Genomic DNA, 20,489 nt, shown 5'->3' on the forward strand with positions numbered 1-20,489 from the left:
CGAGCGGCCGCGATGCGACCTCACCGCCACGATCGCAAGCACCGACTCAGGGACGCTCGGAGCCCCGTTGCGGCAACGTGGTGGTCGGGACGATCGAGGTCGCTGGCGCGGTGGTGGCCGGCCTCGATGGGGAGGTCGTCGCGGGGCGAGTCGGGTTCGTCGTCGGCACCGGAGGGTTCGTCGTCGGCGCAGGTCCGGGGGCAGACGTCGTCGGCGCCGCAGGTCGGACGGTCGCCGGCGGAGCGTCGACGGCACGACCGGGTCCCACGGTCGTCGGCGCGGAGTCGTCACCTTCCACCGTCGGTCGCACCACGCTCGTCGGCGGGGAGGGATCGACGCGGCCGGGCGCAGCCGTCGTCGGTGCCGCGGTGTCGACGGGGCCGGTCGAGACCGTTGTCGCCGGTCGGTCGACGTCGAGTTCCTGGTCGAGATCGTGCTCGGTCACGTCCTCGATCCGGTCGTCGGCGGCGTCGGTCGAGGGCACCCCGCTCGTGTCCGAATCGGAGGACCCCGACCGGGGCGACGTCGCGGGTTGCCCGGCCGACGAGTCGTCGGCCAGACGTTCGAGCTGCGATGCGTCGACGACATAGGTGCCCGGGCCGAATCGGGTTCCTTCGACGTCGACGAAGCCGGTGACGGTCAACACCGTCCCGTCCGGCAGTTCGAGGCCGGCGCGGCCTTCCACGGCGGCACCGGTCGGGAGCACCACCTCGACGCCGTCGGCAGCAGCGATGACCAACCGGTCCCGGTCGTCGCCGAGCATCCCGAACGCCACGGTCACCACCGCGATGAGTGCCGCCGCCGTCGCAAGCAGCGCGACCCGTGCGCGCGACCGCGCGGAGGCGGACGGCTCGACCTCCCTCATGGCGCCGAGGCGCGCTTCGATCGCGTCGAGGCGAGCATCGCTGATCTCGGCCACAGGGGTACGCAGCGCGTCGAGCTTCGTGACGAGTTGGGTGAGGTCGGGGTCGCTGCGCCACACCGCGTCGACGTCCGGGTCGGGCTCGGCGGCAGTCATCGGTCAGCTCCTGGTTCGTTCGTTCGACTCGAGTGATCGGCGTCGCCGTCGGCAAGCACCGCTTGGAGTTCGCGCAGCGCACGATGCAGTCGAACCGCGACCGCGCCGGGGGTCATCTGGAGCGCCTCGGCGACTTCTCCGGTCGTCAGGTCGGCGAAGAAGCGCAGCGCGATCACCTCGTGATGCGCCGGCTTGAGTTCTCCCACCGCGTGACGCACGCGCTCCGCGTCGATGGTCGCCAGGGCGGTGGCTTCCGGCTGCGAGACGGCGTCGACGGCACGGTCGGCCGTGCGTTGCTCGCGTCCGGATCGCCGGGCGTCGGATCGGTACCGCGACGCCATCTCGTTCGCCGCGATTCGGAAGACCCAGGGTCGGAATCCGTCGCCTGCATCGGCGATCGTGTCCAATCGACGCCAGGCCTTCTCGAACGTCGTCGCCGTGATGTCGTCGGCAAGCGACTCCGAACCCGATCGCCGACGAGCGAACGCGATCACGGCGGGAGCGTGTCGTCGGAACAGCAACGCGAACCCGTCGGGGTCGCCGGCGAGCGCGAGGCCGACCAGGGCGGCATCGCTCTGGTCGGCCGTGCGCTGACGGCGCACCCTGAGGATCCGGGGCGTTCTCAGCCGTCGCCTCCACGAGTCGACTCACTCCGTTCCGGCCGCGTCTCCACCGGCTGCACGTCCGGCTGCGTTTCGACCGGTGGCACCTCCGCCGGCTGCACCTCGGGCCGCGTCTCCACCGGCCGCACCTCCGGCCGCGTGTCCACCGGCTGCACCTCGGGCCGCGTCTCCGCCGACTGCACCTCGGGCCTCGTGTCCACCGGCTGCGACTCCGGCCGCGTCTCCACGGGCTGAGCCTCGACCGGTTGCACGTCCACCGGCTGGTTCGGCAGCGGCGGCGCCACCTCGGGCCGGGCGTCGACCGGCACGACGCTCGTCGTCGGCACGGTCGGTCCCGCATGCAGTCGAACGGTCTCGGCGCGCGACCTGGCGACGATCTCGCCTCCGCCGTCGGTGACGATCACGGCGTAGGCCACCGATGTCGCACCGCTCGACACACCATCACCGTAGGCGGTCGGGAACGGATCGCCGAACGATGCGACGACGGAGCGCGCCCCGCCGTCGACCGAACGCCACAGCGTCAGCGTCCGACCTTCGACGACGGGGTCGCTCCACGAACACGACACCCGCTCGGCAGTGACCTGCTCGCACTCGAGACGCACGAGCTCGGCGGTCGTCGGCGCAACCCCGACCACCACCGGACGGCTCGCCGCCACCACGCGACCGTTGCCGTCGACGGCCTGCACGGCGAAGAGATACCGGGCACCGGCGCGGACCTCGTCGGTCACCGAGTTCTGCGTGACGTCGTCGGTTCGGAAGATGACCGTTCGCGGCGCGTGGTCGACGAGTGCTCGACGCACCACGCGAACCCCCGCAGCGTCGGAGCGAGGAACCGACCAACGACACTGCACCGTCGGAGCGCCGCCCTCCTTCGCGGTACACACGAGATCCAAGACCTCGATGGGTACGGCCGACCTCCACGGACGTGCCACCGAGCTTGCGGTCGAGCTCGCGGTCGAGCTCGCTGCCGTGGCCGGCGGCGGCGCCAGCATCGACGCGATCACGGCGGTGATGGTCGCGAAGGTCGACACCACGCGCCGTCGCTTCGGACCGCCGCGATGTGGTCGGGGGCGAGCCGCCGAGCGGCGGCGAGAAGACATGATCGTCATGAGTTCGGCTCCTGTGTTCGATGATGGGTCCGGGTGGATGCACCCGTCGTGGTCGCGCTCGTCGCGTGGGGCCACATACTCTTCGACGTCACCGACCCGACATCGATTACCGCACGCGCTCGAACGACACGCGCCCGCACCACACGCTCCCGAACGAGGCCGGAGGTCGCGAGTCCTGGAAGTTCGCGGCAGACTGGATCAGGTCATGCGTTCGTGGTCGACCCGGTTGTTCCGAGAGATCCGAGATGACGGACTCTTCGATGCCGCGGCGAGCGTCGCGTTCTGGATCCTGTTGAGCTTGCCCGCCGCACTGCTCGCCGGGTTGTCGTCGGTGTCGCTGTTGGGCGACGGCCTGACCGCCGATCTTCGCCGCGTGACGCTCGAGTTCATCGAGCGCGTCTTCACGACCGAGGCCGACACGCTCGCCGACTCGGTCAACGATCTGTTCGATCAACAGCGCAGCGGGGTACTGAGCATCTCCATCGCCGTGGCGATCTTCACCGTGTCGCGCGGGTTCGCCGGGCTGATCCGAGCACTCGACACCGTGTACGACATCGAGGAACGGCGCAACTTCATCCACACACGAGCGCTGGCGATCGGGCTCGCCATCGGCACGTTGGTCGTGATCGCGCTCTCGACCGCGTTGTGGTCGTTCGGAGCCGATCGCAGCGTGCCGATCCTGCTTCGGCTCGCGATCGCTGGCGCCGTCCTGATCGCCTGGTCGGCCACCGTGTTCCACATCGGGCCGAACCATCACACGCCGTGGAGGTACGACCTCCCCGGCGCGGTGTTCACGACGATCGGCTGGCTCGCGTTGTCGATCGGGTTCGGCTGGTACGTCCGTCTGCTCGGCGGCGCCGGAACCAACGACGTGCTCGGGGCCGCCGGAGCGTTGCTGCTCGCGCTCACCTGGCTGTGGGGCGCCTGCACCGTGTTGCTGATCGGCGGCGAGATCAACGAGATGCTCGCGTCACGCGCCGGCGTGGTGAGCGACAGCCGAACGATCGTCGACGTCGTACGCCATCTTCGCAGCACCGGTGACGGTGCCAGCACGGATGACGGTGACGGTGCGAGCACGGGTGACGGTGACGGTGCGAGCACGGGTGACGGTGGCTTCGGGCCGGCGTCGACGCACGCGGCCGACGGCGACCCGCTCAGGGAGCGTTGAGCGCGGCGCCGACGATGCCAGCGTTGTTCTGCATCACCGCCGGGACGATCTCGGTGCCGATCGACACCTTCGGCAGCCACCGGTCGGCTTGTTTGCTCGCCCCGCCTCCCACGATGAAGAGCTCCGGAGAGAACAGCGCCTCGACGTGGCGCAGATAGCGCTCGACCCGTTCGGCCCACTGCGTCCACGACAGGTCCTCGCGCTTCTTCGCGCTCGCGGCGGCGCGCTTCTCGGCGTCGAAGCCGTCCAACTCGAGGTGTCCGAGTTCGGTGTTGGGAACGAGGATGCCGTCGACGAACAACCCGGATCCGATACCGGTACCGAACGTCAGCATCATCACCACACCATCTCGGCCTCGCCCCGCACCGAACCGCATCTCGGCGACGCCTGCAGCGTCGGCGTCGTTGAGCATGTGTACCGGGGCACCGATCGCGTCCGTGAACACCGCGTCGGCGTCGACGTCGAGCCACGAGTCGTCGATGTTCGCAGCCGACCCGACCACGCCGTTGCGCACGACCGCCGGGAACGCACATCCGACGCTTCCGGTCCAGCCGTGCACGGCGACGAGTTCACGGACCACCTCGGCCATCGCCGCGGGCGTCGCCGGTTTCGGTGTGTCGATTCGATGCCGCTCGGTCGACAAGTCGCCCGTGTCGAGATCGACGACCGCCGCCTTCATGCCCGTTCCACCGATGTCGATACCGAATGCACGTCGCTCGGCCGGCCCCTGATTCGTCACGCCGACAAGGTAGCGCTCCCGCCCCGCCGTCGAACCTGCGCGTCGAACCTGCGCGGCACACCTGCGCGGCGAGCTGGCCCGTCGAGCGGGTACCTGGCCGACTCGACGGCACGGGACTCCGTCAGCAGGTGGCGGAGATGGAGCAGCGTTGCGCCGGTCGCGTGACGACGGCGAGGCCGGCGACGCCATCGGAGGGCGCTGGCGTGGTCGACAGCGTGGTGGTCGTCGTCGCCGTGGCGGGAACCGTCGTGCTCGTCGCGGCCGGAACGGTCGTCGTCGTGGTGGTGGTGGTCGTCGTGGTGGTGGTGGTCGTCGGCGGAGGAACGATGAGGCCTGCGGTCACCGGTCGTCGGAGGGAGAACTCCGAGGTGCTGCCGTTCGTGTCGGTGACGAGCGCACTCACGAATTCCCCCTCCGCGACGACGAGCGGGTCGCTCGGATCGTCGCGGAACACGAACGATGCGGTCCCGCCCACCGCGATCGCCGTCCCCAGGGACCGACGCCCCTGCCCGTACTGGCCGGTGTCAGCAGCGGTCTCGAACAGCTCCACCACACAGTCGCTGCACGCCGTGACGGTGGCGCCGTCGGTACTCACCTCGACGACGTCGCCGAAGCTGACGCCGTGCTGCACCTCCAGCGGGTCGGGAAACAGGGTCACCTCGCCTTCCGGGGCGAGGTCGATCCCCAACCCGGGTCCGACGTTCTCGATCGAGTTCCCGCGGAACGTGTTGCCGAACGACGGCCATTCGCTGTCGCCGGCGTTGGTGCTGTTCGGCCGAACGACGATGCCCTTCTCGACCTGCGAGATCCGGTTGTTCTCGATCAGGTTGTCGATCGCTCCGACCTCGATCAGAACACCCCACTCCGTCGCCGCCGTCGACCCCGTCGTGCCGTCGGCCAGAACACCGATCCAGTTGTCGCGCACGACGTTCCGCTGTGATCCCCGCCAGATCTTGACGTTGATCCCGCTGCCGACGATCACGTTGTTCTCGACCAGGTTGTCGTTGCTGTCGGGAGCACAGAACTCGTTGCACAGACCGCGCCCTTCCAGGCCCACGCCGTACTCGTGGTTGCCGAAGATGGCATCGGCGTTCAGGCCGGTCGGGTCGGTGCCGATCAGGTTGAAGACGACGACGTTGAGCTCGGTGTCGCCGGCGCCGCCGTGCGCCGAGATGCCGAGCGCGTCGTGGGAGATCTCGATCCCCGAACCCCCGTTGCCGGAGATCACGTTGTTGCGGATGATGTTCTCGCTCGAGCCCCAGTTGATGTCGACTCCATGCGAGCGATTCATCAGCGGTGCCGTTCCGGCCGGATTGAGCCCGACGACGTTGTTCTCGATGATGTTGTGATCGGAGGTCGGGTTGAAGATGCCGACACCACGGCCGGACGAACCCGAGATGACGTTGCGGTTCTCGACCCCCGACGCACCGATCTGGTTGTAGGCGGCCCCTTGCTGGAGGTGGACGCCATCGCCCGACGTCGTGGTCGCCGACGCTGCGAACGTGCCGGCCGCATTGGTTCCGATGAAGTTGCCGACGATCAGGTTCCGATCGGCGGTCACCGTGGGCGACCCCGCCCAGAAGCGAATCGAGTTGTGGAAGTCGTACAGCGAGAGCCCTCGGACGACGTTGTCGCTCGACTGGAAATACAGCCCGTCGAACGCGAACGGCCCGATACCTTTCACCTCGATGCGGATGTCGGCATTCGATCCGGTCGGGGCGGTGTTCGGCGCGGCGTAGGGCTGGGTGTACCCGTCGATCGTGAGCCCCCCGGCTCGAATGATCGGCAGCTGCGACGCGAGTTGAATCGTGTGCACCTGCACCGGCGAGCCCGCGATGTCGAACTCGATCGTGTCGTGGCCAGGGTTGGCGTTGGCTTCCTGGATCGCTGCCCGCAGCGTGCACTCTGTCGTTCCGGGCGCCAGCAGGCCGGTGTCGCAGATGCCGTCGCCGACTGCGGTGTCGGGATCGTCGGCCACCGAGTCGACCGTGTACGTGGCCCCGGCGGCGAAGACGACCGGCTCGGGGGCGAAGCCGATGGCTGCCGACGACGCCGTCAACCCGATCGCCGACATCACCGCGACGGGCCTGCGTACCGAGGCGCGCCACCGCCCGGACCGCCGCGCCACCGCCCCGTCTCCAGACATCGACCGTACGGTAGCCCGGCGACGCAGAGTGTCATCTCCTCACGCTGCGTGCTTGACGATTTCTTGACGTCAACGGTGCCGGACCGTGAACGTGTGCCGCAGCGCAACGAGGTCAGCAGCGCAGCGAGACGGCGCAACGCTGCGCGCCGAACGCCGAACGGCCGAGCAGCGAGAACAGCGAAGCCGTCGCCGGTGGCTGCGCAGCTGCACCGACCGGCAACCGAACGACCGAGTCGTCGGCCGGCGGTCCGAGGACGCCCGGCCCCACGGTGACACGCAGCGAATGCTCGGAGGTGTTCCCCTCGGCGTCCGTCGCGTGCATCACGACCTGTTCACCGAGTCGAACCACGTAGCGATCGTCGGCCCGTTCGCGGAAGGTCACCTCGACGCGTCCCTGGGTGTCGGCGACCCCGTCGGCGACCCACCAGCGACCCCGACCGTGATCCGCCCAGCAGTCGACGCAGCGCGGCGTCGTCGTGGCGAAGATCTCGACGGTGCACCCGGCGCATGCCGACCCGATCAGTGCGTCGGGCGTCACGACCTCGATGTCGGGCATCGCGATGCCACCGTTGACGAGTTCGTCGGAGCGCAGGCTCGGGCCTGCGACCCAGTCGCCACCGAACGAGCGGACGTAGAGGTCGATACCGAGCCCGGCGTCGATGTCGTGGATCGAGTTCTTCGAGAACGTGTTGCCCGAGGTGTCGAACGCCGCGTCCTCGGGACACACCGTGTCGATCGAGAAACACGCGGCGGGATAGTCGTTGTCGGCCTTGACGTGGATACCGCGGGCGACGCCGGCGATCAGGTTGCGCTCGATTCGATTGTCGAACGCGCCCGTCTGGATCAGCACGGCCCACGTGGTCGCCTCGGAGGACTCGGCAGTCGACCCGTCGGCGAGCACGCCCAACGTGTTGAAGGTGACCAGGTTCTCGTGAGCGCCCTTCCAGATCATGACGTTCGCGCTCGACCCGACGATCACGTTGCCACGGACTTCGTTGCCGCTGACCTCGGCTGGACACACGTCGGCACAGCGCGGCGCACCTTCCAGGTTGACCCCGAACTCCCGGTTGCGCGCATAGAGCGGCGCGGCCGAACCGTCGGGCGTGGTTCCGATGAGGTTGTCGACGACCACGTTGTCAGTGGTCGTGCCGCCCGGCCGATCGTGAGAGATCTCGACACCGGAGAGTTCGTTGCCGGACAGCACGTTGCCCTGTCCTGCGACCGGACCGCCGACCAGGTTGCCGCTGGCGTTGTGGTTGATGTCGACGCCGTGTCCCCAGTTGCCGAGCCGAGCCGAGCCGTCGGGTGTGAGACCGAAGAGGTTGTTCTGGATGGCGTTGTCGTCGGAACCCGCGTCGAAGATCCCGACACCGCGGTCACCGTTGCCGGCGATGAGATTGCGATGCTCGTTGCCGATGCGTCCGATGCGATTGCGGTTCGCGCCTCGCTCGATCTGCACACCCGTCGAGTTGGTCACCCGTGCCGGCTGGGCGAACGTCGCTGCCGCGTCCGTGCCGAGGAAGTTGCCCGAGATGTCGTTGGTCGACGCGTCGGCGCCGAAGAGGCGGACGTGGCGGCGAAAGTCGAACAGCGCGAGCCCGCGCACGGAGTTGTTGGCGCTGCGGATGTCGAGCCCGTCGATGGCGGCGGGCCCGAGCCCGCGCACTTCGATCATGATCCTCGCGTCGGTACCGTGGTCGAGCGTGTTCACCGTGGCCCCGGCTTGCGTGTAGCCGTCGATGTCGAGCCCGACCGGGTCGTCGATCAACGGCAGCGGGCTCTGCGGCTCGATCCGATGCGGTCCGGTTCCGGCGATCGCGAACTCGATCCGGTCCCGGCCGGCGAACGCGGCCGCCTCGGCCAACGCCGCTCGCAGCGTGCAGTCGCCCGTCGCCGTGGCGCACACGCCGTCTCCCGGGGCGAGGTCGTCGTCGTCGGCGATCGAGTCGACGACGAACACCCCTGCGGCAGAGGCCACTCCCGGGTCAGGCAGGATCGGCAGCGTGACCGGGATGACCGGAACGAGGGCGACGGTCGCCGAGACGACGACGAACAGACCACGCCGCGCCCGAGTCCATCGGTCGCCCTCTGCCCTCCGCCGAGTCGACACCGACGCTCAGAGTACCGTCACGGTCGACCGGCGGTGCAGCGCCGATGGTTCGATGCCCGCCCCGACCCCGAGCGGGGCACGTCACGGCGCATTCGGCCGGCGCCGCTCAGACGGCGAGCTTTCGGCCCTCCGACCACGTCATCCCGCGCTCCACGTTCGGTTCACGCGGGAGGCCGAGCACGTGTTCGGCGACGATGTTGCGCTGGACGGCGAACGTCCCACCGCCGAGCGTGAGCGCCGGGTGGAAGAGATAGCCGTAGTGCCAGATCGGGTCGACGTCGGGGAACTGCGCCTCGGGCCGAGACGCGAAGTTGTTCTCGGTCGGCCCCGCCTGCATCTCCGACGGCACGCGACCCGCCGGGCCCGATCCGTCGAGCATCCCGTTCGCGCCGACCAGCGCCTTGGCGAGCGCCATCACTCGTTGGCCGTGGTCGTCGGCCATGATCTTCTGGATCGACGCCTCCGGGCCGGGTGTCTTGCCCTGCAACGTGGCGCTGAGGCTGCGGAACCGGTTGAGACGGAGCAACTCGGCCTCGATGTAGACCGCCGCCGCTTCGTCGCGCAGGATCGGGTCGTCGATGCCGCCGTTGTTCCGGACGAGTTCGAGCAAATGTTCGGCCGACGGCCCGACACCCCACAGCGAGCCGGCCGACGACAGCGACACCCGCTCGTTCGACAGGGTCACCTTCGCGAGCCGCCAACCGTCGCCTTCCTCGCCGACGCGCAGCGACGCCGGAATGCGGACGTTGTCGAAGAACACCTGGTTGAACGAATGCGCGGTGGTCATGTCGACGATCGGCGACATGGAGAGGCCCTCGGCGTCCATCGGCATGATGAAGTACGAGATGCCTTTGTGCTTGGGCTGATCCGGGTCGGTACGAGCGATCAGGATGCCGTACTGCGAGTAGTGGGCCCCGCTCGACCAGATCTTCGAGCCGTTGATGACGTACTCGTCGCCGTCGCGCTCGGCACGCGTCGCGAGATTGGCCAGGTCGCTGCCGGCTTCGGTTTCGGAGAACAACTGGCACCAGATCTCCTCACCGCTGAAGATCTTGGGGAGGAATCGCTCGTGCTGTTCGGGCGTGCCGGCGAGCAGGATCGTCGGTGCCGCCCATCCGATACCGATGGCGTTACCCGGTCGGCGGATGCCGGCTCGGTGCAACTCGTCGTCGATGATCAACTGCTGGATCGGGTCGGCTTCGAGGCCCCACGGCTTGGGCCAGTGCGGTACGACGTAGCCTGCCTCGGCCAACTCCCTTGCGCTCGGATTCGGGTTGGCGGCAATCCACTCCCGCACGGCGTGACGGTCGGGATGATCGTCGGGTGGCAGGTCGAAGTCCATCGCAGCTCGATTCTCGTCGTGGTGCCCGGGGAGTCCCCCACCCGCACCGTGGTACGCAAACGGTGACGACAGTACCTCAGGCCCGTCGCGATGCTGCGATCCGCTCTGCCGTCGTCACGGCGAGTTGACGTAGCTCCAGCCGAACCGACCCTTGATGCACAGATGCCCATGGGTCACGGAGTGATCGGCAGGGCTGGTGACCTTGACGATCTGGTCGTCTTGCACATGAAGTTCGAGGTTGCAGCCGACCCCGCAGTACGAACACACGGTGCGCGTGACGGACTGATCCTCCTCACGCCACTCCCCCGCCTGGCGCAGATCGAACTCTGTGCGGAACTGCAACGCGTTGGTCGGGCACACGCCGATGCAGTTCCCGCAGTACACGCAGGCGGAATCGGGCAGGGTCACGTCGAACTCGGTCGAGATGCGAGCGTCGAACCCGCGGCCCGCCACCGCGATGGCGAAGGTGAACTGCGCCTCCTCACCGCACGCGTCGACGCACTTGTAGCAGAGCACGCACTTGTCGTAGTCGCGCACGTAGAGGTTGTCCTGCACCTTGACGGGCTCGTCGACTCGGGCTGCAGCATCGGGGTATCGGTCGACGTCCGCGCCATAGCGTTCGCTCATCGCGACGATGTCGGGCGCTTCGCTCAGGTCGTTGGCGGTGCCGAGGAACTCGAGCACCATCCGGCGGCTGTGTCGGACCCGTTCGGAATCGGTCGACACGACCATGTTCTGCTCGGCGGGCCGCGAGCACGACGGCACCAGCGTCCGGCTGCCGTCGAGCTCGACGACGCAGACTCGGCACGCGTTGACGGGCGTCAGGTTCTCCGCGAAGCAGATGGTCGGCGTATCGACACCGCTCGCGGTGCACGCGTCGAGGATCGTCGAGCCGGCCGGCACCGTGACCTCGGCGCCGTCGACGATCAGCGACACCGGTACCGCGTCCGGCTGCCCGGGCGGCGCGGTCACGGCGCCGCTCCGATGAGACCCAGCCGCAGCGCGGACTGCACGGCACCCGAGGCCGTGTGCCCGAGCCCGCAGATCGACGCGTCGCTCATCGCTGCGCCGATGTCGTCGAGCAACGCTCGCCGGGCGGCGCTCAACTGGCCCAGCGAGCGCATCTCGACCATCACCTCGTGTTGGCGGACGGTGCCCACCCGGCACGGCACGCACTGGCCGCACGACTCGCTTCGAAAGAACTCGGCGATCCGTTCGACGACGTCGGCCAGGTCGACGTGGTCGTTGAACACCGTGACCACGCCGGAGCCGAGCGTGACCCCCGCTGCACGGGTCGCTTCGAGCGACAACTCCAGGTCGAGGTGATCGGGTCCGACGAACATGCCGGCGGCCCCGCCGAGGAGCACGGCCTGGATCTCGCCGGTCGCGCCACCGGCGGCGTCGAGGAGGTCGCCGAGTCGGACGCCGAACGCCAGCTCGTACAGACCCGGTCGAGCCACGTGACCCGAGACGCAGAACAGTCGATGCCCCGACGAGCCGTCGGTGCCGAGCGTGCGGTAGTGATCGGCGCCGTGTTCCAAGATGTCGAGCACGTTGAGCAACGTCTCCGGGTTGTTGACCACGGTCGGCTGGCCGAACAGGCCGTGGGTCGTCGGGAACGGAGGCTTGTTCCTGGGCTCGCCCCGGAACCCTTCGATCGATTCCATCAACGCTGTCTCCTCGCCGCAGATGTAGGCACCTGCGCCGCGCCGTAGTTCGATGTCGAAGCGCCGGCCCGAGCCCGCCACGTCGACGCCCAGCAGGCCAGCGGCACGCGCTTGGTCGAGCGCACCGAGTAGCCGTGCGGTCGCCAGCGGATACTCACCGCGGATGTAGATCCACCCTCGCTCGGCGCCGGTGACGATCCCCGCGATCGTCAGGGCCTCGATCACGGCGAACGGGTCGTTCTCCAGCACGAGACGATCCTTGAACGTGCCAGGCTCGGACTCATCCGCGTTGGCGATGACGTGCTTCACGCGCCCCGATTCGGCAGCGACCGCTCGCCACTTGACCGCCGTCGGAAACGCCGCGCCCCCACGCCCGGAGAGTTCGGCTGCGGCGAGTTCGTCGATCACCGCGTCGGCACCGACCTCCAGCGCATGCGCCAACATGCGATATCCGCCCACCTCTCGATACGACGCGAGCGATGTCGGATCGGCGACGCCGACCCGATGCAGCAGGCGCAGCTCCTCGGCGCCGTGCTGCGGGAGCCGATACGAGGTGGGATCGGCGATGAGCGACGCGTCGGCGGGGACGTGGTCGGCCTCACCGCGACCTTGGACGAACTGCGCGGGCGCACGCTCGCACTGGCCGAGGCACGGTCCGCGGTGCACGGCGGCACCGTCCGCTTCCAGTCGGCGAGCGAGATCGTCGGCACCTGCGATCCGGCAGGCCGTGTCGATGCAGACGTGGTGCACCGACCGATCGTGCCGCGGGTCGGTGGTGCGGAACAGGTCGTAGAAGGTCGCCACGCCGAACGCCTCTGCTGGCGGGACCTGCAACGCGTCGCACAGGTAGTTCATGCCGCCGGGGCTGATCCAACCGGCCGTCGCCTGGAGGGCATGCAGCCCGGGCAGGAGGAGATGCCGTCGAGCAGCGCGGCGAGCGATGCCGCCGAGCACGAGTCGCTCGGAGACGTGCTCGACCGACCGCCCCTGCGTCGCCACCACCGCGTCGACCGCTGCGCGCTCCTCGGTGGTCGAGGTGTCGACGGTCAGCTTGAGATCAGCCATTCAGCCGGTCCGCTTCCCGGCGTCGAGGACTGCATCGGATCCGGCATCGATGACGGCGTGCGTGTCCGGTTCGAGTCGATCGATGCGGATCGCAGCGGCCTTGAACTCCGACGTGCCCGACTTCGGATCCCATGCGTCGTTCGTGAGCACGTTGACGTCGACGAGTTCGGGGAAGTGGAACGTCGTGAACGTCAAGCCGACGGGGATGTCGGGTTGGAGGCGCACCGCCATCTCGACCTGACCGCGTGGCGACGAGACCCGCACGACCTCACCGTCGACGATGCCGAGCGCGGCCGCGTCGAGCGGGTTGACGTCGAGTGCGTCGCCGTAGCGGATCGGCGACGTGTACCCACCGCTCTGCACGCCCGTGTTGTAGGAGTCGAGCGAGCGTCCCGTCGTCAACCGCAGCGGAAAGCGTTCGGACAATTCCTCCTTGGGCCCGGCATGTTCGACCACCGAGAACGGCGCCGGTTCCCGGCCACCCAGATCGTGCTCCCACAGCCATCCGTGCAGGAACGGTGACCCCGGATGCTCCTCGTCGGGACACGGCCACTGCAGACCCCCGGTGGCCTCGATGCGCTCGTAGCTCATGCCGGCGTGCGCGGGTGACAGCGACCGCAGCTCGCCCCACAGAGCCTCCGGCTCACGCGGGCCGAGTTCGACGCCCATCCGAGCGGCGAGGTCGCAGAGGATGTCGATGTCGTGGCGAGCCTCCCCGGGCGGGGGAACCGCACCGCGCACGCGTTGCACACGCCGCTCCGACGACGTGACCGTGCCCTCCGACTCCGCCCACGCGACCGACGCCGGGAACACGACGTCGGCGAGTTCGGCCGTGCGCGTGAGGAAGATGTCTTGCACGACGAGGCAATCGAGCGACGCAAGGAGATGTCGCGCGTGCTGGATGTCGGCCTCGGAGTCGGCGGGGTTCTCGCCGATGACGTACGCCGAGCGCAGCTCACCGCGCTCCATCGCCTCGAACATCAGCGTCAGGTGCAGCCCGGGCGTCGGGTTCAACGGCTGCCCCCACGCCGCTTCGAAGCGTGCCCGTACGGCGTCGTCGGCGACGCTGTGGAAGCCGGGAAGTTTGTCGGGCAACGCTCCCATGTCGCCGCCACCCTGCACGTTGTTCTGCCCCCGCAGCGGAACGAGACCCGAGCCCCAGCGACCGACGTGGCCGGTGAGCAGCGCCAGGTTGCACAACGCCAGGACGTTGTCGACGGCGTTGTGATGTTCGGTGATCCCGAGCGTCCACAGGATCTGGCTCTTCGGCGCGGTGGCGTACGCGTGCGCGAGATCACGGATCGCCTCCGCCGGCACGCCGGTGATCTCGGCTGCGAGGTCGAGGGTGTAGGGCTCGACCGACGCAGCGAACGCGTCGTAGCCCTGCGTCGAATGCTCGATGAACGCGTCGTTCGCCAACCCGGCGTGGATGATCTCACGGGCGATCGCGTTGGCCAACGCGATGTCGGTGCCGACGTCGATGCCGAGCCACACGTCGGCGAACTTCGACGATGACGTCCGGCGCGGATCGACGCAATACATCCGCGCCCCCCGCTTGAGTCCCTGCATGAGGTGGTGGAAGTAGATCGGATGGGCTTCTCGGGCATTGGATCCCCAGAGCACGATCACGTCGGCTTCTTCGACCTCGGCGTACGACGAGGTCCCACCTCCTGCTCCGAACACTGTCGCCAGACCGACGACGCTGGGAGCGTGTCAAGTTCGGTTGCACGAGTCGATGTCGTTCGACCCCATCACCGTTCGGGCGAACTTCTGAGCGAGGTAGTTGACCTCGTTGGTCGCCTTCGAACACGAGAACATGCCGAACGCATGCGGGCGAGAACCGTCGGCGATGGCCTGACGGGCGACGCCGAGTCCGGCTGCGGCGCGATCGAGCGCTTCGTCCCAGGTCGCGGGCCGCAACGACCCGTTCTCGCGCACCATCGGTGTCGTGAGCCGAGGGAGCCCCGGACGAGCCACCGTGTCGTGTCGAGCGATTCGAGGACCCTTCGCCATGGCCTCAACGGTAGTGCCCTCACCGTCGTCGGCACCGGCTGCTGGGTGGATCGTCGCGGCGCATCGACCAGCCGTCTCGGCGATGGGTGCGAAACAATGACGAACGCGCGCGCCCTCGTCCCCCGCGCGTTCGGTAGCTTGGAGGGGTCATGCGTGAGGTACGGGAATGGTCCGGCGAGCGACATCAGTCGTTCGACAAGCCGGTCGAGCAGCGACGACGTGAGTTCGTGCTCGGTGTCGCCACCGTCGCCGTCCTCGGGGCGGCCGCCATCGGCGTCGTCGTGACCTCGGGTGGCGACGACGCTGCCGACGAGACGATCGTCAGCTCCGACCAGACCGCCGCCGGCGCCGAGTTGGTGCAAGACGCACGTGACATCCTCGCTGCCACCGCCAACGACGACGAGCCCTTCGTCGAGATGGTCGACGTCGAACTCGCCGGCATCACCGATCCCGACCCCGAGAGCTCCGAAGGTGCGATCACGCGGGCCGATGGCGGCTGCACGATCGGCGCCTTGTCACTGCGACTCGGCGCATCCGGCGAGGGCGTCGAGTGCCTGCAGGGTGCGCTCGCCGAGGCCGGCCACTACGACGGTGCGATCACCGGCGACTTCGATCAGGCGACGTTCGACGCCGTGCAGTCGTATCAGCTCGCCGAAGACCTGTTCGTCGACGGCGTCGTCGGACGCGAGAGCGCGCTCGCCCTCGAGATCTGGCCCGACGAGGAGTCGCTGGTCGTCCGTACGCCGGCGCCGCCGCCCGGAGCCACCGATCTGTGGGGCGTCGAGTTGTCACCGGTCGCATCCGCTGGCGATGACGCTCCCCCGCTTCCCGACAACTCCGGGACCGGGTACCGGGTCGTGTACGACCGCGCCGGCCAGCGCGTCTGGGCGGTCGACGGCAACGAGCGGATCATCCGGTCGTGGCTCGTCTCGGGCAGCACCTACTCCAACGAACTGCCCGGAACGCACTACGTCTACAGCCGCTCGGAAGTGTCGACGGCGTGGAACGGCAAGGCGTACCTCCCGCTGATGATCCGCTACCTCAAGACCGAGCGCGGCAACATCGGCTTCCACGGGATTCCCACGAAGGTGACGACCGGTGAGGTGTACCAGACCACCGAAGAACTCGGGACCCGTCTGTCGGGCGGATGCCAGCGCCAGCACAACACCGACGCAGCGTTCCTGTGGGGCTTCGCCGACGTCGGCACCAAAGTCGTCGTTACCTGACGACCAGCGTCACGTCACCTGACGACCAGCGTCACGTCACCTGACGACCAGCGTCACGTCACCTGACGACGCCTGCCCGGTCAGCCGATGACCCAGCGCGACTCGGCGCCAGCGTGACCGGTGCGGATGAGCCAGATCGTCGCAACGACCGCGATGAGCGCGACGACGATGCTGAGTCCGAGGGCGATCGCATCACGGGGCGGGCTCGCGACATCTGACGACAACGCCTTCGTCGACGTCGTCTGACGATCCCGAACGGCCAGCGCGATCGACCCGACGAGCCAGACGAACGCGATGAGCACAGTCTGTTCGCCGAGTTCCTGATGGCGATCGACGTTGCCGAATACGTTCTGGGAGTCGAGCACGGCCTCACCCGATTCCTTCGCGACGAACAGCATCGCGAAGAGCACGAGGATCGTCGCCGGCGCTGCCCACCAGATTCGCCGACGCCAGTCGGACCGAACCACGAGGACCACGGTGGCCACCGCCGCGATCGGCAAGAGCACGATCGGAGCGTGGACGGCGAACGGATGGGTGGGAACTCCGAAGAATTCGTCGAACAAGCCTGCGAGCACGTCGACAACCTAGTGCCCTGACCGGAACGTCGGTGGGTTGCGCGTCCACCACCGAGGTGGCGGGATCTGTCCGCACTGCCCGAGCGGCAAGAGATCAAGAGGATTGCGCTTTCACGTCCGACAAATCACGATCTGCCGTTCTCGACCTGGTCATTGTCGAAGCTGGCCGAGTTCGTGGTCGACAAGGGGGTGGCGCAAACGCAACGCCGCCAACCAACCACTCGCCGACATCATCAACCGCGCAAACGTTGCCTGACACGACACGAGCTCACTTCTCGACCTCGATCTGCTCGATCTCGCGTCGGACACCATCCAAGGTGTTGCCCTCCATGAACAATGCCAGCGGCGGACTGCCCTCGACCCCTCGACGCGGAAGGAGACGGCCGTCAGCTGCAATCTCCATCCAGTCCAGCGTGTGATAGGTGCTCCCGAGGGCAGCGTCAGGGCTCCGACCGGGCGTGACATCACTCGCAACAAGCAGAATTTCCGCGCCGGGCGTCGTTGACGCTGTCGATTTCTCGGGCAGACAGCCAAGCTCGGTGATCAAGATCTCCGCCCCCGCTTTCGCATCTCCGAGGAGCACCTCGGTCACCGTTGCTTTGACCTGGGTGAGGTCAAGCGTGTAGACGTTGGCGTCGTTGCCGTCGGCATCGAGCGGGAGTTCGTCTTCCACTCCGATCGGCGCGAACGCTGAGCCGGGCGACACCTGATCGATGCGAACCCGGAGGACCTGAGTTGCGTGCTCGGCCATGTCTTGAGCGGTTCGGTACCCAGCTTCTTTGACGAAGTCGTTGAGGGGATGTTCGCCGGGCCCGTAGATGTAGGTCTGGGTGGTGGTGCACGTTCCGCGCTCGAAGTCGTCACTCGGATGCTCACCGATGTTGAATCCTCCACCGGGGCCGGGTACCAGGTCGATTGGGTTCACCGGAATCGTCCGGCCCGTGAGAACCGTGGTCACAGGAGTCTCCGGCTCGGGTCGAGGCAGGCCGTCGTTGGCCGCGTCGTTCGTCGACGGTGTCCCGCATGCTGTGAGGAGCAGGCCGAGAACACATGGAATCGTCTTGATCGATTGCGTCTTCATCTCGCTGCTCCTGTCACGTCCCTGGGTAGGCCTGGTTGAGTCCATCGATGTCCTACGCCTGGGGTGAGAATGCTTGCAGCCCGGTGGAGAATGTGGCCATTACGACTTCGGAGCCGGGGTTTGGTATATGAGCCATGCCGAGTGTGTGGCCGAACTCGTGAGCGATGGTTCTGCGGCGATTCGACCCAGCGCCCATTCCTGGGCCGACGGTGTTTATCCACATGTAGTTCTGAGAGTACGCCGCACCGGACCACACAAGTGGGGGGCAGGAACTCGTGATGCCCGCACAGGTTCCCGCGTACCTCGCTCGACCTCGCAGTGTCGAGTTGATCCAAGACAGATCGGCGGCGGTCGTCCAGACGTTGTTCGAGTTCTGCGAATTCGTTCTCGAGACGGTGAGATTCGGGGTACCCGCTTCCCAGTTCTCGATGCCGGTGTCGAAATCTGAGCCTGCGAAACTCGTGGCGTTGCTCGTTCGGTACCAGGTGACGCTTCGGACTTGACCCTGGCCATGCTGCCAGAGCCTGCCGAGCCAGCGGCCTTCGCTGGTCGAGCCGCTTATGTCGATGTGCCACTGCCCGCTGGCGGGGCCCTGGCAACCAATCGTGACCCACGAACTTGTGTCCCACATCTCGACACAGATCGTCTTGTTACGGCCGTTCGATACGGGAATCCTGAACACGTATCCGTGCCAGCCGATTCCTCCATCGGCACGCCACGTGTTTGCACGCCGATAGTTCGTTGCCGGGAAGTGATATGTGTTCCCGAGCACGTTGGCTCAAACCAGGACCTGGTCGTTCGGACGCGTCGGATTTCGGGCCCAGCCCTGGAGGTGAACCATGTTCGAGTGCTGAACTGTAACGACATCTAGGTTTCCCTCAGCCGTCGCTGCCTGCGCTGGTCCGCTGCTACTGCCGAGTGCTGGAACAACCAAACACGCCGATGCGAGAACGACGACACAGCGCTGACTGTTTCGCCCCATCGGCGGTCCACGTCGCAACCGTACGCACCTTCGTGGGCGCCGTCAGGAGACCGTGATGTCGAGGCGCTGACCGGCGCCCGCATGGCTGTTCGAGCCGCCGCCGAGGTTGCAGATGAGCACGTAGCTCCCTGCCGGGAGGTCGACGGTCAGCTCGGTCGACTGCCCGCCCGACAAGCGCTCGGTGCGAGCGATGAGGGCACCGGTCGGGAGTTCCTCCTCGATGACCGCGCCACCTTCTTCACGCGGGAGCGACTCGTAGCCTTCACCGGCGATCACCACGAGTTCGTGCGGGAACCCGCCGCCGTTGGTGACGTTGAACGTGATCGGGCCAGCGCTGTATTCGGTGGGCGCGACGATCTCCCACTCGAGCAGCGAGGCGTCGACGATCCCGCCGGGCGCGGCGGCGGTGTCGGCCGGCGCCTCGGTGTCGACCGGGGCTTCTGTCTCCACCGGGGCTTCTGTCTCGACCGGTGCGTCGGTCTCCACCGGCGCTTCGGTCTCGACCGGTGCGTCGGTCTCCACCGGCGCTTCGGTCGACGGTGCCGTGTCTGCTGGGGTCTCGTCGGCGTCGTCGGAGCCACCACAGGCGCTGAACGAAAGGGCCGCAACAGCGAGCAGAGCGGGCAGAATCTGATTGGAGCGAGAACGCATGAGGCGGCAGGATAGTTGTCGCCGCAACGGACGTGTCGTCATCAGCGACGATTCTCGTTCGAGCCATCGGTTCGTGTCTCGTCCGAGGTCGAGGCAACACGATCGCGCAGGCGTTCGACGATCGAGATGTCGTACGGTGCCGACATGCCGACCACCAGGCGGTCGACGCCGCGAGCGCCCAGATCGGCGACGCGCTCGGCGGTGACGTCGGCGGGCGCCACGAGGATGCTGACCTCGAACTTCGGCGGCCGGAGCTCGGCGAGCGCCGCCAGTTGGTCATCGGTGCGAGCCCCGAGACGCACGTTGACGCCATCGGCGACGGCGAGTGCGACGTCGATCGTCGGCCACGCGGACGCGCCGACCACGATCGGCGGCGTCGTCGCCCCATCGGTCACGCCGATCAGCCCGCTGAAGCCCACCCGATCACGTCGGTCGGCGAGCGGCGCCGGATCCGACCCAGCGTGATCGACGGGTGGCTCGCCGGCGAACTCGTCATCGCCGCGCCAGATCGCACGCAGCGATGCGATCGTCGCGTGCAGTTCGCGTCGACGACTCGCCGCGTCATCGAGTGATCGACCGATCGCCTCGTGCTCGACGGCGAATCGGGAGCCGGGCGCCGCCCCCGAACCGATGCCGAGCACCACGCGCTCGCCCGCCAACGACTGCACCGAGTTGACCGCCGAGGCCAGTTGTGCCGGGTGTCGGTTGACCATGTTCGCGACGAGCGGGCCGAGCCGGATCCGCTGTGTCGTCGCCGCCATGGCCCCCAGGCACACGAACGGATCTCTCGACCAGTCGGCACCGACCACCGCTCCGCTGAAGTGGTCGGTCACCCAGACCCCGTCGACTCCCGCGTCGTCCGCGACACGGGCGAGTTCCACCATCTCGGCGACGTGTGCGCCGAACGGATTGATCGCGAGGTCGAACCGCACCCACTCGACGGTATCGGCGAGCCGCCGCCGACGACCCGGCGG

The 20,489-nt window shown here is 67.9% G+C and carries 16 protein-coding genes and 1 pseudogene; 3 read left to right on the top strand and 14 right to left on the bottom strand.

The genetic code is table 11. The features are described from left to right. Positions 1-46: 46 nt before the first annotated feature. Genes ACE37B_RS05730 through ACE37B_RS05740 form a run of 3 tightly spaced genes read right to left on the bottom strand, consistent with a single transcriptional unit; the run spans position 47 to position 2,675 of the window. Entirely contained in the window at positions 47-1,018 is a 972-nt protein-coding gene (locus ACE37B_RS05730; protein ID WP_409922315.1) for a hypothetical protein, read from the bottom strand. Then, a complete protein-coding gene (locus ACE37B_RS05735) occupies positions 1,015-1,620 on the bottom strand; it encodes an RNA polymerase sigma factor (protein WP_409922316.1) in 606 nt (201 codons plus the stop codon). Before ACE37B_RS05735 ends, ACE37B_RS05730 begins: the two co-directional genes overlap by 4 nt. Before the next feature lie 20 nt (positions 1,621-1,640). Beyond that, entirely contained in the window at positions 1,641-2,675 is a 1,035-nt protein-coding gene (locus tag ACE37B_RS05740; protein WP_409922317.1) for a hypothetical protein, read from the bottom strand. Between the two features lie 280 nt (positions 2,676-2,955). On the opposite strand from ACE37B_RS05740, the gene ACE37B_RS05745 reads away from it, so the two are divergent. Then, positions 2,956-3,918 (top strand): YihY/virulence factor BrkB family protein, encoded by a 963-nt coding sequence (locus ACE37B_RS05745; RefSeq protein WP_409922318.1) that lies wholly within the window; start codon positions 2,956-2,958, stop codon positions 3,916-3,918. On the opposite strand, the gene ppgK is transcribed toward ACE37B_RS05745, so the two are convergent. The 7 genes from ppgK to ACE37B_RS05780 all read right to left on the bottom strand — a co-directional run bounded on the left by ppgK (position 3,905) and on the right by ACE37B_RS05780 (position 15,000). Further along, complete coding sequence (ppgK, locus tag ACE37B_RS05750) at positions 3,905-4,657, bottom strand: polyphosphate--glucose phosphotransferase (protein ID WP_409922319.1); 753 nt, start codon at positions 4,655-4,657, stop codon at positions 3,905-3,907. The two genes, ACE37B_RS05745 and ppgK, sit on opposite strands and share 14 nt — an antisense overlap. Before the next feature lie 121 nt (positions 4,658-4,778). Further along, positions 4,779-6,803 carry a CSLREA domain-containing protein gene (locus ACE37B_RS05755; RefSeq protein WP_409922320.1) on the bottom strand — a complete coding sequence of 675 codons (2,025 nt, stop codon included), beginning with the start codon at positions 6,801-6,803 and terminating at the stop codon, positions 4,779-4,781. 112 nt (positions 6,804-6,915) lie between these two features. Further along, the gene (locus ACE37B_RS05760; protein WP_409922321.1) at positions 6,916-8,913 is read right to left on the bottom strand and encodes a hypothetical protein; all 1,998 of its coding nucleotides are present in this window, start codon (positions 8,911-8,913) and stop codon (positions 6,916-6,918) included. 106 nt (positions 8,914-9,019) lie between these two features. Beyond that, positions 9,020-10,255, bottom strand: a complete 1,236-nt coding sequence (locus ACE37B_RS05765) for an acyl-CoA dehydrogenase family protein (RefSeq protein ID WP_409922322.1) — start codon at positions 10,253-10,255, stop codon at positions 9,020-9,022. Positions 10,256-10,369: 114 nt separating this feature from the next. Next, a complete protein-coding gene (locus ACE37B_RS05770; RefSeq protein WP_409922323.1) occupies positions 10,370-11,227 on the bottom strand; it encodes a 2Fe-2S iron-sulfur cluster-binding protein in 858 nt (285 codons plus the stop codon). Then, positions 11,224-12,987 (bottom strand): NADH-ubiquinone oxidoreductase-F iron-sulfur binding region domain-containing protein, encoded by a 1,764-nt coding sequence (locus tag ACE37B_RS05775; protein ID WP_409922324.1) that lies wholly within the window; start codon positions 12,985-12,987, stop codon positions 11,224-11,226. Before ACE37B_RS05775 ends, ACE37B_RS05770 begins: the two co-directional genes overlap by 4 nt. Beyond that, positions 12,988-15,000 carry a molybdopterin oxidoreductase family protein gene (locus ACE37B_RS05780; protein WP_409922325.1) on the bottom strand — a complete coding sequence of 671 codons (2,013 nt, stop codon included), beginning with the start codon at positions 14,998-15,000 and terminating at the stop codon, positions 12,988-12,990. Positions 15,001-15,149: 149 nt separating this feature from the next. On the opposite strand from ACE37B_RS05780, the gene ACE37B_RS05785 reads away from it, so the two are divergent. Then, positions 15,150-16,226 carry a peptidoglycan-binding protein gene (locus ACE37B_RS05785; RefSeq protein ID WP_409922326.1) on the top strand — a complete coding sequence of 359 codons (1,077 nt, stop codon included), beginning with the start codon at positions 15,150-15,152 and terminating at the stop codon, positions 16,224-16,226. Between the two features lie 80 nt (positions 16,227-16,306). Here the strand turns inward: ACE37B_RS05785 and ACE37B_RS05790 are convergent, their stop codons facing one another. Further along, a complete protein-coding gene (locus ACE37B_RS05790) occupies positions 16,307-16,801 on the bottom strand; it encodes a DUF2231 domain-containing protein (protein WP_409922327.1) in 495 nt (164 codons plus the stop codon). 75 nt (positions 16,802-16,876) lie between these two features. Between ACE37B_RS05790 and ACE37B_RS05795 the strand changes: the two are divergent. Then, positions 16,877-16,993, top strand: a pseudogene (locus tag ACE37B_RS05795) (IS630 family transposase); the annotation flags it as partial. Positions 16,994-17,069: 76 nt separating this feature from the next. Here ACE37B_RS05795 and ACE37B_RS05800 read toward each other — a convergent pair. From ACE37B_RS05800 to ACE37B_RS05810, 3 genes are all read right to left on the bottom strand, one after another. Continuing rightward, positions 17,070-17,882 (bottom strand): hypothetical protein, encoded by an 813-nt coding sequence (locus tag ACE37B_RS05800; RefSeq protein ID WP_409922328.1) that lies wholly within the window; start codon positions 17,880-17,882, stop codon positions 17,070-17,072. 1,024 nt (positions 17,883-18,906) lie between these two features. Next, positions 18,907-19,515 carry a hypothetical protein gene (locus ACE37B_RS05805; protein ID WP_409922329.1) on the bottom strand — a complete coding sequence of 203 codons (609 nt, stop codon included), beginning with the start codon at positions 19,513-19,515 and terminating at the stop codon, positions 18,907-18,909. A 41-nt stretch (positions 19,516-19,556) separates the two neighbouring features. After that, positions 19,557-20,447: an LLM class flavin-dependent oxidoreductase gene (locus ACE37B_RS05810; RefSeq protein WP_409922330.1), complete on the bottom strand. Its 891-nt coding sequence runs from the start codon at positions 20,445-20,447 to the stop codon at positions 19,557-19,559. Positions 20,448-20,489: the final 42 nt, after the last annotated feature.

It is taken from the genome of Ilumatobacter sp. (assembly GCF_046290335.1).
GTDB lineage: Bacteria > Actinomycetota > Acidimicrobiia > Acidimicrobiales > Ilumatobacteraceae > Ilumatobacter_A.